This is a genomic window from Curtobacterium sp. MCLR17_044 (genome assembly GCF_003234435.1).
In the GTDB taxonomy this organism is placed as follows: Bacteria; Actinomycetota; Actinomycetes; order Actinomycetales; family Microbacteriaceae; genus Curtobacterium; species Curtobacterium flaccumfaciens.
Genome location: NZ_QKTC01000039.1, coordinates 1 through 12620, shown reverse-complemented (window position 1 = coordinate 12620; position 12620 = coordinate 1). Strand labels below are relative to the sequence as shown.

General features: G+C 70.5%; 11 protein-coding genes. 10 read left to right on the top strand and 1 reads right to left on the bottom strand.

What is annotated here, in order from left to right; genetic code table 11:
* The first annotated feature begins 179 nt into the window (after window positions 1-179).
* On the top strand, window positions 180-512 hold the full coding sequence (locus tag DEJ04_RS17945) for a hypothetical protein (protein WP_146248766.1): 333 nt from the start codon (window positions 180-182) through the stop codon (window positions 510-512).
* A gap of 163 nt (window positions 513-675) precedes the next feature.
* Here DEJ04_RS17945 and DEJ04_RS17940 read toward each other — a convergent pair whose 3' ends face one another.
* Entirely contained in the window at window positions 676-1188 is a 513-nt protein-coding gene (locus DEJ04_RS17940) for a hypothetical protein (RefSeq protein ID WP_111047989.1), read from the bottom strand.
* Window positions 1189-1335: 147 nt separating this feature from the next.
* Between DEJ04_RS17940 and DEJ04_RS17935 the strand changes: the two genes are divergently transcribed.
* The 9 genes from DEJ04_RS17935 to DEJ04_RS17895 all read left to right on the top strand — a co-directional run bounded on the left by DEJ04_RS17935 (window position 1336) and on the right by DEJ04_RS17895 (window position 12415).
* Window positions 1336-1890 (top strand): DUF805 domain-containing protein, encoded by a 555-nt coding sequence (locus tag DEJ04_RS17935; RefSeq protein WP_146248765.1) that lies wholly within the window; start codon window positions 1336-1338, stop codon window positions 1888-1890.
* Window positions 1891-1897: 7 nt separating this feature from the next.
* Window positions 1898-2740: a PhzF family phenazine biosynthesis protein gene (locus DEJ04_RS17930; protein WP_111047988.1), complete on the top strand. Its 843-nt coding sequence runs from the start codon at window positions 1898-1900 to the stop codon at window positions 2738-2740.
* A 221-nt stretch (window positions 2741-2961) separates the two neighbouring features.
* On the top strand, window positions 2962-4320 hold the full coding sequence (locus DEJ04_RS17925) for an extracellular solute-binding protein (protein ID WP_071404684.1): 1359 nt from the start codon (window positions 2962-2964) through the stop codon (window positions 4318-4320).
* 107 nt (window positions 4321-4427) lie between these two features.
* Window positions 4428-5378: a carbohydrate ABC transporter permease gene (locus DEJ04_RS17920; protein WP_110894824.1), complete on the top strand. Its 951-nt coding sequence runs from the start codon at window positions 4428-4430 to the stop codon at window positions 5376-5378.
* A gap of 5 nt (window positions 5379-5383) precedes the next feature.
* Entirely contained in the window at window positions 5384-6277 is an 894-nt protein-coding gene (locus DEJ04_RS17915; RefSeq protein WP_371830315.1) for a carbohydrate ABC transporter permease, read from the top strand.
* 105 nt (window positions 6278-6382) lie between these two features.
* Window positions 6383-9430: a glycoside hydrolase family 38 C-terminal domain-containing protein gene (locus DEJ04_RS17910; protein ID WP_111047987.1), complete on the top strand. Its 3048-nt coding sequence runs from the start codon at window positions 6383-6385 to the stop codon at window positions 9428-9430.
* A gap of 312 nt (window positions 9431-9742) precedes the next feature.
* The gene (locus DEJ04_RS17905; protein ID WP_111047986.1) at window positions 9743-10702 is read left to right on the top strand and encodes a hypothetical protein; all 960 of its coding nucleotides are present in this window, start codon (window positions 9743-9745) and stop codon (window positions 10700-10702) included.
* Window positions 10703-10821: 119 nt separating this feature from the next.
* Complete coding sequence (locus DEJ04_RS17900; RefSeq protein ID WP_111047985.1) at window positions 10822-11562, top strand: histidine phosphatase family protein; 741 nt, start codon at window positions 10822-10824, stop codon at window positions 11560-11562.
* Window positions 11552-12415, top strand: coding sequence for an NAD(P)H-hydrate dehydratase (locus DEJ04_RS17895; protein ID WP_111047984.1), 864 nt, complete (start codon window positions 11552-11554; stop codon window positions 12413-12415). Before DEJ04_RS17900 ends, DEJ04_RS17895 begins: the two co-directional genes overlap by 11 nt.
* The last annotated feature ends 205 nt before the right edge of the window (window positions 12416-12620 follow it).

Here is a 12620-nt window from a genome sequence, read left to right as displayed (position 1 = left end):
CCGGGGCAGCCGATGGACCCGGGGTCGGGACCCCGGGTGGGACGCCCACCGCGGTCCCGACCCCGGGTCCATCGGCTGCCCCGGTTGCTCCGGTGGCGCCGTCGGAGTCGCTGTTGACGGAGGCGAACCGTGGCGGTGTGTCCGCTCCAGCGACCGCTCGTGCGGGGGAGACGATCACGGTGACGGTGGGCTCGGCGTCGGCCGGTGACACGGTGAACGTGTGGTTGTTCTCGGAGCCGACGCTGATCGGAAGCGCTGTGGTTGCTGCTGACGGGACGGTTCGTGTGACGATCCCGGCGGACACCGTCGCTGGTACGCACCGGTTGGCGGTGACGGCTGCTGACGGGAGGCTGATCGGGTGGACCCCGATCACGATCACCGTGGATGGGCAGCTGGCGTTCACGGGCGCCGCAGGGATGGGTGCCGGTGCGCTGGTGGCGTTCCTGTTGCTCGCGGCGGGCGCGGGCGTGCTGATCGTGCGTCGCCGCAGGACCGCGGCCGCCGCGGGGTAGTCCCCACGCCCCCCGTCGGGGCGATGAGTGTGCAGAAGACGTCGGGTTCGCGGTGCGGACCCGACGTCTTCTGCTCACCCATGCGCGGTGGGCGCGACCGCGCGACGGACGGGAGGCGCGGGGCGGGGCCGCCACGCACCTCCAGGCCGGTGGGTGGCTGCGGTCAGTGCTCGGTGCCGTGCATGGTCTGGGTGTCGTCCTGACCCGGGATGGCGTCCTTCGTGGTCCAGCCGTACCAGCGGCCGTCGATCTCGGTGACCGCGCGGCCGTCGCCGCAGGTGACGAGACCCTTCGTCGGGAGCTCCTCGGGCAGGAAGTCCGCGGTCATCGCCGTGCCGCCGTACGACTCGTCGAGCGGGGTGCAGTCGTCCACGTCGACGCCGTCCTTCGACGCGAACCCGATGACGTACCCGGGCTGCGAGACGTGGAGGCGGACGTCGATGTCCTTCGCGTCCTCCGGCACCCACTTCGGCATGAAGAAGGCCAGGTCCTCGGACTCCCCGGAGCGCGGGGCGTCGGAGTACGCGTCGAAGTGCTTCTGCGGGGTCTTGTTCGGCACGATGTCCTGGATCGCGCTGCAGCCGGCGGTCAGCAGCAGGGCGGACACCGCGGCGGTGGAGGCGAGGGCGATCCGGAGGGTGCGGCGGACGGTGGTGGGGCGCGTGTCGGTGCTCATGGATCCAGTCTCACGACGGACGCCACGCTGAAACATCACGTGCGCACCCGGAAGCGGTCGGGGGTTACCCCCACCCGGGCACCGCAGTACGCCGCGCCTGCCGAGCAGTGCTCAGGAGTGCCCAGGTCGCCCCGGTAAGCAGGTTCGGTGCACCAGACGCAGCAGCCACCGGTCGGGGTCCCCTGGCACCAGGCCACCTTCACCGCCTCGTTCTCGCGGTTCTGGCGGGGGTACGTCGTGTTCCGCGGTCGTGCCGCTCGTGCCGAGTTCTGGTGGTGGGCGCTGTGGTGGGCGATCATCTCCGCGGCGATCAACATCGTGTACGGCATCGGACTCTTCACGACGCCGCCGCCGATGCCGAGCCCGGAGGAAGCGCGCGTCCTCGACCAGGCGATGCAGTCCTTCAACCCGTTCCCGGTCTGGTGGTTCCTGCTCACGTCGATGCCGGTCTTCGCCCAGATCGCACTGGGGGTCTTCGTGGTCGTCGGGCTCGCGGCGTTGCTGCCCTGGATCGCCATCGCGATGCGGCGGCTCCACGACACGAACCGCTCCGGGTGGTGGGTCCTGCTCTGCTTCGTGCCCGCCGGCTACATCGTGCTCGCCGTGTTCCTCGCGCTGCCCTCGGAGCCACCCGCCGAGCCGCAGACGTCCGTGCCACCCGTCGGTGATCGGCCCGCGCACCCGGTCGTGACGCCGCAGTAGCGTCGGCATGCAACAGGAGATCCTTCGGTACACAGCCTTCGCCGCCGAGCCGGGCGGTGGCAACCCCGCCGGGCTCGTGCTCGACGCAGCCGGGCTGTCCGACGACCGGATGCTCGCGATCGCCCGGCAGGTCGGGTACCCCGAGACCGCGTTCGTCGTGGGTGCGACGTCGACCGGGCCGCGGGTCCGCTACTTCTCGCCGAGCGCCGAGGTGCCGTTCTGCGGGCACGCCACCGTCGCCCTGGCCGTCGCGCTGGCCGAGCGCGAGGGGCCGGGCCGCCGGGTGTTCACGACCCTGGCCGGCGAGGTCGCGCTCGACGCCACGGTCGGTGCGGACGGAGCGGTGCAGGTCGCGATGACGAGCGTCGAGCCGGCGACACGGGACATCGACCCGGCTCTGCTGGTGCGGCTGTTCGACCTGCTCGGGCTCTCGGCCGCGGACATCGCTCCGGGGTTCCCGGTGCTGGAGTCCTTCGCCGGCAACTGGCACCCGGTGCTCGTGCTGCACGACCGCGAGCTGTTCCACCAGTTCCGGTTCGCGCCGGGGCCCCTGGCCGAGCTCAAACGCGAGGCCGGATGGGCGGGGACGGTCACGGTGCTGCACCGCACCGGCGACCGCGAGTACGAGGCGCGCAACCTGTTCCCCGCCGGGCGCATCACCGAGGACCCGGCGACGGGATCGGCAGCGGCGTCGACCGGGGCGTACCTGCGGCAGATCGGTGCGGTGCAGCCGGGCGACCGCATCACGATCCGGCAGGGGCGGCACGTCGGGCGTCCGAGTCTGCTGCTCGTGGACGTGCCCGAGGCCGGCGGGATCACGGTGACGGGGAGCGCGACCCCGATCTCCTGACGGACGTTCCTTCCCAGAACGCACGCGATGGGAAGCGGAATCGGGCGTGCCTGGTCGAAACTTCCGACCCGGTACGCCCGTTTCCGCTCGGTACGCCCGATTCCGCCCGGTACGCCCGAATCCGCCCGAGAAACTCCTTGACAGGTTTAAGTCAATACGGTGGACTAATCCTGCGCGCGGGCGATGGTGCCCGCGGACATCACCCGTGCAAAGGAGCACCGATGAAACGCACCCGCATCATCGCCGGACTCGCAGCTGTGGCCGTGGCCGCAGTCGGTCTGGCTGGCTGCTCGAGCTCGGGGTCCGCCTCGAGCGACACGATCAAGATCGCGTACCAGAAGTTCGGCGCCTTCCAGCAGCTCGACGCCCAGATGAAGGTCGTCAAGAAGCAGTACGAGAAGGACAACCCCGGCAAGAAGGTCACCCTCGTGCCCATCCAGGCACAGGGCAACGACTACTACACGAAGCTCGCGCTCATGAACAAGGCACCGGCCACCGCCCCGGACGTCATGTACGAGGACACGTTCCTCGTCAAGGCCGATGCCGAGGCGGGCTACCTGCTGCCACTCGACAAGTACACGGACAAGTGGGACGAGTGGGACCAGTTCTTCGACAACGCCAAGCAGGCCGGGCAGGGTGACGACGGCAAGATCTACGGCGTCCCGATGGGCACCGACACCCGAGCCCTCTGGTACAACAAGGACATCTTCAAGAAGGCCGGGCTCGACGTCCCGTGGAAGCCGAAGACGTGGGACGACGTGCTCGCGGCGGCGAAGACCATCAAGGAGAAGCAGCCCGACGTCATCCCGTTCAACATCTACTCGGGCAAGGCGCAGGGCGAAGCCTCGACCATGCAGGGCTTCGAGATGCTCCTGTACGGCGCCGACGGCTCCGGCAACACCCTGTACAAGGACAAGAAGTGGGTCACCGGCTCGAAGCAGTTCGAGGACTCGCTCAAGTTCGTGAAGGACGTCTACCAGGGCGGCCTCGGCCCGACACCGCAGCAGGCGCTCGACACGAACGTCGGCACGACCATCGCCCAGACGTGGCTGCCGAAGGGCAAGCTCGCGATCGACCTGGACGGTTCGTGGCAGTCCGGCACGTGGCTCAAGTCCGGCACCGCGCCGTGGCCGGAGTGGAACGACGTGATGGGCCAGGCGCCCATGCCGACCCAGAACGGACAGGCTCCCGGCTACAACTCGATGTCCGGCGGTTGGACCCTGGCGGTCGGCGCGAAGTCGAAGAACCCGCAGGCGGCGTTCGACTTCATCACGAGCTTCCTCGACAAGGACGGTTCGCTGAAGTACGACACCGAGAACAGCCAGATCGCCGTCCGGAAGGACGTCGCGGACGACCCGGCCTACACGGCGGCGAACCCGACGTTCAAGTTCTTCTCGGGGCTGGTGGAGAACACCAACTTCCGCCCGGCGACGAGTGACTACTCGCAGGTCTCCAACGCGATCCAGGTCGCGATGGAAGCGGTCATGACCGGTCAGCAGTCGCCGAAGGACGCGGCTGCCGCCTACGACAAGGCCGTCACGCAGGTGGTCGGCAAGGAGAACACCGTCTCCGCTGGTTGACGGACGTCACCCACTGACGGACTGGAGGCGCGGGGCGGTCCCGCACCGCGCCTCCCGTCCGCTCTTCCCCACCTTCGGAACCCCTCCGCACCCGGAAGGCACCCATCGTGTCCAGCACCCCCCTCGCGCCGACGCTGTCGGCGCCCGGTGCGCCGAAGCGCACCGATCCACCCGTGCCGCGCAAGCGGCGACCACTGCGGAACGTCGGACGAGCGGTCCCGCTCCTGCCCGCCCTGGTCCTCCTCGTCATCTTCCTGCTCGGCCCCGTCATCTCGTCGTTCTACGGGTCGTTCACCAACTCGGCCCTGACCGGCGCCAGCGCGGCCGACCAGCAGTTCGTCGGGTTCCAGAACTACGTCGAGCTGTTCCAGGACCCGGACTTCCCGAAGTCCGTCATCCTGACCGTCGTCTTCCTGCTGGCCTCGGCCGTGGTGGGACAGAACGTGCTCGGCCTCGGGCTGGCCCTGCTGATGCGCTCGGCCAACAAGGCCGTCCGGGCGATCGTCGGCACCTTCGTGGTGGCCGCGTGGGTCCTGCCCGAGATCGTGGCGTCGTTCGCGGCGTACGCGTTCTTCAACGACGAGGGGACGCTCAACACGTTCCTCGCGTCGATCGGGATCACCGGCGCGAACTGGCTCTACACGTACCCGATGCTCGCCGTGATCCTGGCGAACATCTGGCGCGGCACCGCGTTCTCGATGCTCGTCTACTCGGCCGCCGTGCAGGAGGTCCCCGAGGAGATCACCGAGTCCGCCGAGGTCGACGGAGCCACCGGCTGGCAGCGGCTCGTCTACATCACGCTCCCGGTGATCCGCCGGAGCATCTCGACGAACCTCATGCTCACGACGCTGCAGACCCTGTCGGTCTTCACGCTGATCTTCGTGATGACCGGCGGCGGCCCGGGCACGAACTCGTCGACCCTGCCGATCCTGGCGTACCAGGAGGCGTTCAAGTTCTCGCAGCTCGGCTTCGGGACGGCGATCGCGACCATCCTGCTCGTGGTGGGGGCGGTCTTCTCGATCATCTACATCCGGGCCCTCAAGCCGGAGGTGGACTGATGGCCATGACAGCCCCGTCCCTCGACCAGACCACGACCCGCTCGGTGACCGCACCGGGGTCGATGCACATGACGTCACCGCGCGGCCGCACCATGCGGTGGGTGTCGAACGTCGTGCTGCTCGTCATCGCGGTGTGCTTCGCGGTGCCGCTGCTCTGGCTCGTGCTCGCCTCGTTCGACACCCAGGCCTCGCTGTCGGTGAAGCTGCCCTCGCAGTTCACGCTCGACAACTTCGCGAAGGTGCTCACCCCCGAGCTGTCGTTCATCCCGCTCGCGAACAGCCTGCTGCTCTCCGGCGGCACCGCGGTCGTCACCGTGGTGTTCGCGCTGCTGGCCGCGTACCCGCTGTCCCGGTACAAGATGCGGGTCAACAAGCCGTTCCTGTACAGCATCCTGTTCGGCACCGGTCTGCCGATCACCGCGATGATGGTGCCCGTCTACGCACTGTTCGTGTCGCTCAACCTGATCGACAACGTGTGGGGCTGCATCTTCTTCCTCGCCGCCACGTCGCTGCCGATGGCGATCTGGATGGCGAAGAACTTCATGGACTCGGTGCCGATCTCGCTGGAAGAGGCGGCGTGGACCGACGGTGCCTCGATGCTCACCACCCTGACCCGCATCGTGATCCCGCTCATGCGTCCGGGCATCGCGGTCGTGTTCATCTTCGTGTTCATCCAGGCGTGGGGGAACTTCTTCGTCCCGTTCGTCCTGCTGCTCTCGCCCGAGAAGGTGCCCGCCGCGGTGAGCATCTTCAACTTCTTCGGGCAGAACGGGGCGGTGGCGTACGGCCAGCTCGCCGCGTTCTCGATCGTCTACTCCGTGCCCGTCATCGCCCTCTACGTGATCGTGTCCCGAGGCCTCGGCGGCGGCAACGCCCTCGCCGGCGGCATCAAGGGCTGATCCGCCGGTCCACGCCCCGCAAAACACCGGTGTTCGCGCGTCGAACACCCGCGAACCGCGGTTCCGTTCGCGAACACCGGTGTCTTGCAACCAGAAAGGAAGCACATGCACCAGGACGAACCGCTCGTCGAGGCCCGGATCGCCCGCCTCGTGCGCGACCGTGTCGACCCCGCCGTCCTCCGTCGCTCGGCGCCGGTGACGATCGAGGCGTGGGAGGTGCCGGGCGAACCGGTACCGTTCGACGCCGCCGTGGGCGAGACGTACACACCGTTCACGGTGGGGTCGCACTGGGGCGGACGCCCGTGGGGCACGACGTGGTTCCGGGTGACCGGGACCGTGCCGGCGGACTTCGGCACCGCGCCGGGGACCACCGCCGAGCTCCTCGTCGACCTGGGGTTCACCAAGCGGCAGCCCGGGTTCCAGGCCGAAGGACTCGCGTTCCGCGCCGACGGCACCACGATCAAGGCGATCGAGCCGCGGAACGACACCGTGCCGCTCGAGGTCGGCCCGGGGGAGTCCTTCGAGCTCTGGATCGAGGCCGGGGCGAACCCGGACATCGGCGGCGACTCGTTCCAGGGTGCGACGCCGCTCGGCTCGCGCTCCACCGCCGGTGACGACCCGATCTACCGCCTGAAGGCCCTCGAGGTCGTCGAGCGCGACGACACCGTGTGGGAACTGCAGCAGGACCTCTGGGTGCTGCGCGGGCTGATGGCCGAACTCCCCACCGACGGCACCCGCGGCGCCGACATCCTGCGGGCACTCGAACGCGCCGCCGATGCACTGGACCCGGACGACGTCGCCGGCACCGCCGCGGACGCCCGGCAGGTCCTGGCGCCCGTGCTCGCCGTCCCCGCCAGCCCCGCCGCCCACCGTGCGATCGCCGTCGGGCACGCCCACATCGACTCCGCCTGGCTGTGGCCCGTGCGCGAGACGAAGCGCAAGTGCGCCCGGACGTTCTCGAACGTGCTCGACCTGATGGACCGCGACCCCGACTTCACCTTCGCCTGCTCGTCCGCGCAGCAGTACGCGTGGATCCGCGACGAGTACCCGTCCATCTGGACCCGCATCAAGCAGCGGGTCGCCGAAGGGCGGTGGATCCCGGTCGGCGGCATGTGGGTCGAGTCGGACACCAACCTGCCCGGCGGTGAGGCCCTGGCCCGCCAATTCGTCGCCGGCAAGCGCTTCTTCCTGGAGGAGTTCGGCATCGACACCCCCGAGGCCTGGCTCCCCGACTCGTTCGGCTACTCGGGCGCCCTGCCGCAGATCGTCCGCGCCGCCGGCTCGAAGTGGTTCGTCACCCAGAAGCCGTCGTGGAACGAGACGAACGTCATCCCGCACACCTCGTTCCACTGGGAGGGCATCGACGGCTCGCGTGTCCTGACGCACCTGCCCCCGGCCGACACCTACAACTCCGACGTCTCACCCGCCGACCTGCGCCGCGGCGAACGGAACAACAAGGAACGCGGCACCGCGAACACCTCGATGCTGCTGTACGGCTTCGGCGACGGCGGTGGCGGTCCCACCCGCGAGATGGTCGGCGCCGCACACCGCCAGCACGACCTCGACGGGTCGCCCCACGTCACGCTCGGCACGCCGGCGCAGGTGTTCGAGCAGCTCGAGGCCGAGCTGCCGACGCCCGGGGTGTGGTCGGGGGAGATGTACCTCGAGTTCCACCGCGGCACCTACACGTCGCAGATCCGCACGAAGCAGGGCAACCGCCGCTCCGAGCACCTGCTGCGCGAAGCCGAGCTCTGGGCGGCGACGGCGGCGGTCCGGCTCGGCAGCGAATACCCGTACGCCGAACTCGAGGACGCCTGGCACACCGTCCTGCTGCAGCAGTTCCACGACATCCTGCCCGGGTCCTCGATCGCGTGGGTGTACGAGAACGCCGAGGAGCAGTACGCCCGGGTCGCCGGGGTGCTCGAGGGGCTGATCGGGAGCGCGACGACGGCGCTCGCCGCAGGCGGGAGCGCAGCCGTCAGCGGCGCCGCAGCCGGCACCGCCGACGACGCCGCGTCGGTCGTGCGCTTCAACGCCTCGCCGGTCGCGGCAGGGGACGTGACCGCCCTGGCAGGTTCGGTCGTCCACGCGCCGCGACCCGTGCCTCCCGTCCCGAGCGGCGACCGCTTCGTCTTCGACACCGGCGTCGTCACCGCGACCATCGACGCTGCAGGCCACGTCGTCTCGTTCGTCGACCACGCCACCGGACGCGACGCGATCGCTCCCGGCGCTGCGGCGGCGGAGTACACGGTCTTCCGGGACACCCCGAACCAGTGGGAGGCCTGGGACATCGACCGCGCGTACCAGCGCAACGGCACGGTGCTGTCGGCGTCGTCGGTCGCGATCGCGGGCGACGAGCTCGTCGTGGAACGGTCCTTCGGATCGTCGACGCTCACCACGCGCTACTCGGCCGTGCAGGGCGAACCGGAGCTGAGCGTCGAGACCGAGGTCGACTGGCACGAGCACCAGAAGCTGCTGAAGCTCGCGTTCCCGATCGACGTGCTCGCGTCGTCGGCCTCGAGCGAGATCCAGTTCGGGCACATCGACCGGCCGACGCACCAGAACACCTCGTGGGACCACGCCCGCTTCGAGACCTCGGCACACCGCTGGGTGCACGTCGCGGAGCCCGGGTTCGGCGTCGCGGTGGCGAACGACTCGACCTACGGCCACGACATCACGCGCGAGACCCGGCCGGACGGCGGGATCACCACGCTCGTGCGGGAGTCGCTGCTGCGCGGGCCGACGTTCCCGGACCCGAACGCCGACCAGGGGCACCACGTGTTCCGGACGGTGCTGCGGATCGGGCCCTCGGTGCTCGACGCCGCCGACTCCGGGTACCGGCTGAACCTGCCCGTGCGGAGCGTGCCCGGGTCGGCCGAGGTCGCGCCGCTCGTCACGGTGTCGTCGCCGCAGGTGTTCGTCGAGGCCGTCAAGCTCGCCGAGGACCGCTCTGGAGACGTCGTCGTGCGCCTGTACGAGGGGCTCGGGGGCCGGGCGACGGACGTCGGGGTCGCCTTCGGGTTCGACGTCGCGTCGGTGTCGCAGGTCGACCTGCTCGAGCGGCCTCTGGAGCGCTCGTGGTCGGCCGGGGAGCCGGTCGTGCTGACCCTGCGTCCGTTCGAGATCGTGACGCTGCGCGTGCGTCGGGCCTGAGGCAGCGGGCCCGGCGTTCGGTCGGGGAGAGACCGCGGCGCCGGACGGGACACGGGTGCGTTCCGTCCGGCGCCGTGTTGCGTGTGGGTGTGGGGGTGCGGGCGTGGGCCGGGCCGGGTGGAATCGGGCGTAGCTGGTCGAATCGGGCGTACCTGGTCGGAACTTCTGGCCAGGTATGCCCGATTCCGCTTGGCATCGCGCGCGTTCTGGGAAGGAACGTCTCCCCTCCACAACCGTCCAGGCCTGGAGGCCCCTCCACAGTTCCCGACATCGGCCTCCGGAACGGATGGCCGGTCCGGCATCGTCACGTGCATGAACGAGTCGCTGCCCATCCTCCGAGCCTCCGCCATGCACGAGGCCGGCCTCGACGCCACCACCCTGCGCCGCCGAACCCGGACCCAGGGTGTCGGCCGCCTGGTCCGGGTCGGACCGAACGCCTTCGTCGACGGTGCCGCGTGGGACGCCGCCGGGCCTCGTCAGCGGTACGTCACCCGGGTCTTCGCGCGGCTCGGCCGCCTCGGCACACGGGCGACGGCATCGCACCTCTCCGCCGCGGCCCTGCACGGCCTCCCGGCGCTCGGCGGGTGGGACGTCCCGGTGCACGCGACGGTGCCGGAGTCGATGTACCGGGGCAGGAGCGCCGAGCTGGTCCTGCACACGAGACCCGTCGGCCGGGGCGAACGGGCCACGGTCGGTGCGATCGCGGTCACCTCCGTCCCCCGGACCGTCGTCGACGTGGCGATGACCGGCGACCTGCGGTCGGGCGTCGTCATCGCGGACGCCGCGCTGCGACGTGGGTTCGACGACGCCGATCTCCGACGAGCGGTTCCTCCGAAGGCCCGCGCCCGAGCCCTGGCGCAGCAGGTGCTCGACCTGGCCGATGCTCGGTCCGGGTCACCGGCCGAGTCGCTCGCGCGGGTCGTGTTCCGGGAGCTCGGGCTTCCGGACCCGTTGCTGCAGCAGGAGTTCGTCGTCGACGGACGTCGGTCCGCAGTCGACTTCTGGTTCCCGGACCACGGGGTCATCGTCGAGATCGACGGGCGGGCCAAGTATTCCCAGGAGCGCTACCTGGGCGGCCGGAGTCCGACCGAGGTGTTCCTCGACGAGAAGCGGCGGCACGGTCGCTTGCTCACCGTGCCGGGTGTGCGGACGATCATCCGGCTCGAGTGGCGAGACCTGTTCGACCTCGATGCGCTGACGCTGCGACTCCGGGCGGCGGGGCTCCCGTGCGCGGTCCGACCGGTCCGGAGCGCTCGGCTCCGTACGGGGTGACCGCCCGGCGCCGAGCGGGGTGATCGTCCTGCGCCGCGCGGGGTGATCGTCCGGCACCGCACGGGGTGACCGTCCGGCGCCGGTGAACCGGCACAGCACGCGCTGGCTAGCGTGGCGGCATGGCAGTGCAGGAGATCTGGCTCGTCCGTCACGGCGAATCGGTCGCGAACGTCGCGGCGGCTCGGGCCGAAGCCGCGGGCGACGACGTGATCGACGTCGAGTTCCGGGACGCCGACGTCCCGCTCAGCCCGCTCGGCACCGATCAGTCCCGTGCCCTCGGCCAGGAGCTCGCCGACCGCGGGATCGACGACGTCCCCGTCGCGCTGTGGGTGTCGCCGTACCTCCGTGCGCAGCAGACCATCGCGATCGCGCTCGAGGCAGCCGGCATCACCGAACCCGAGAAGCGGGTGGACGAGCGGCTGCGCGACCGTGAACTCGGCGTCCTCGACCTACTGACCCTGCAGGGCGTCCGCAACCGGTACCCGGACGAGGAACGCCGCCGACAGTGGCTCGGCAAGTACTACCACCGGCCGGCGGGCGGGGAGTCGTGGGCGGACGTGATGCTCCGGCTCCGGTCGCTCCTGGGCGACCTCGAGCGGGTCGACGGTGTCGAGCGCCTGGTGATCGCCGCGCACGACGCCGTGGTGATGCTCGCCGTCGCGGTGTGCCTCGACCTCGACGAGCCGGCGCTCATGGAGTTCGCCCGGACCCACGCCGTCGCGAACGCCTCCCTCACCCGACTCCGTCGTGACGATGCCGGATCGCCGTGGGTGCTCGAGGAGTTCTCCTCCATCGGACACCTGGACGACGACGAGGTCACCCAGCACACCGGCCGGAAGGACGACGAACATGTCCACTGAACCCGTCACCCCGAACTTCCTGCGGGACTGGCCACTGCCCGAACCCGGTGCCGGCAAGTACGGCCGCGGGCAGGTGCTCATCGTCGGCGGCGCCGCTCGGACCCCCGGCGCCGCGATGCTCTCCGCGCTCGCCGCACTCCGCGTCGGCGCTGGTCGCCTCACGCTGGCGGTCGGCCGGAGCGTGGCGAACGAGGTCGCGGTCGTCGTGCCCGAGTCCGGGGTCGAACCCCTCGACGAGGACCAGGACGGACACATCGCCGTCGGTGCGATCGAGGGCATCGCGGACAGCGCCTCGAGCGCCGATGCGGTGCTGGTCGGGCCGGGGCTCGACGAGCCGGACGGTTCGCGTGACCTCGTGGCCGGACTCGCCGACGTCGTCGGTCCGCAGACCACCGTCGTGCTCGACGCCTTCGCCCTCGGGGTGGCCGCCGAAGTGCGGGACCGCCTGGAACCGTTGCGTGGACGGCTCGTGATGACGCCGAACTCCGGCGAGGCCGAACGCCTGCTCGGGCGGGAGTGCAGCGACGACGACGTGGCCGACGCCGTGGCGATCGCGAACCGCTTCGGAGCGGTCGTGGCCCTCGGCGACGCCATCGCCACACCGCAGGGTCGGGCGTGGCTCAAGGGCACCGGCTCCGGCGGTCTCGGCACGAGCGGCAGTGGCGACGTGCTGTCCGGCGCGGTCACCGGCCTGCTCGCCCGCGGCGCCGATCCGGCACAGGCCGTGGCGTGGGCGTCCTACGTGCACGCTGCCGCAGGTGACCGACTCGCGGTGCAGGTCGGGCCGCTCGGGTACCTGGCGAGCGAACTCGTCACCGAGATCCCGCGGGTCCTGGTCGAGCTCGGGGCCTGAGCGCGCCCGTTCTTTCCCAGAACGCCCGCGATACCTGGTGCTTTCGGGCATACCTGCCGAGAACTTCCGACCAGGTACGCCCGAATCGACCAGGTACGCCCGAAACCACCAGGCCGCCCGACCCCCACACCCACACGCAACACGGCGCCGGACGGAACGCACCCGTGTCCCGTCCGGCGCCGCGGTCTCTCCCCGACCGAACGCC

Excerpts from the sequence above, each read along its gene's own strand:
- DEJ04_RS17930 (WP_111047988.1), top strand. The coding sequence starts at position 1,898 with ATGCAACAGGAGATCCTTCGGTACACAGCCTTCGCCGCCGAGCCGGGC.
- DEJ04_RS17895 (WP_111047984.1), top strand. The coding sequence starts at position 11,552 with ATGTCCACTGAACCCGTCACCCCGAACTTCCTGCGGGACTGGCCACTG.
- DEJ04_RS17925 (WP_071404684.1), top strand. The coding sequence starts at position 2,962 with ATGAAACGCACCCGCATCATCGCCGGACTCGCAGCTGTGGCCGTGGCC.
- DEJ04_RS17940 (WP_111047989.1), bottom strand. The coding sequence starts at position 1,188 with ATGAGCACCGACACGCGCCCCACCACCGTCCGCCGCACCCTCCGGATC.
- DEJ04_RS17910 (WP_111047987.1), top strand. The coding sequence starts at position 6,383 with ATGCACCAGGACGAACCGCTCGTCGAGGCCCGGATCGCCCGCCTCGTG.
- DEJ04_RS17900 (WP_111047985.1), top strand. The coding sequence starts at position 10,822 with ATGGCAGTGCAGGAGATCTGGCTCGTCCGTCACGGCGAATCGGTCGCG.
- DEJ04_RS17915 (WP_371830315.1), top strand. The coding sequence starts at position 5,384 with ATGACAGCCCCGTCCCTCGACCAGACCACGACCCGCTCGGTGACCGCA.
- DEJ04_RS17905 (WP_111047986.1), top strand. The coding sequence starts at position 9,743 with ATGAACGAGTCGCTGCCCATCCTCCGAGCCTCCGCCATGCACGAGGCC.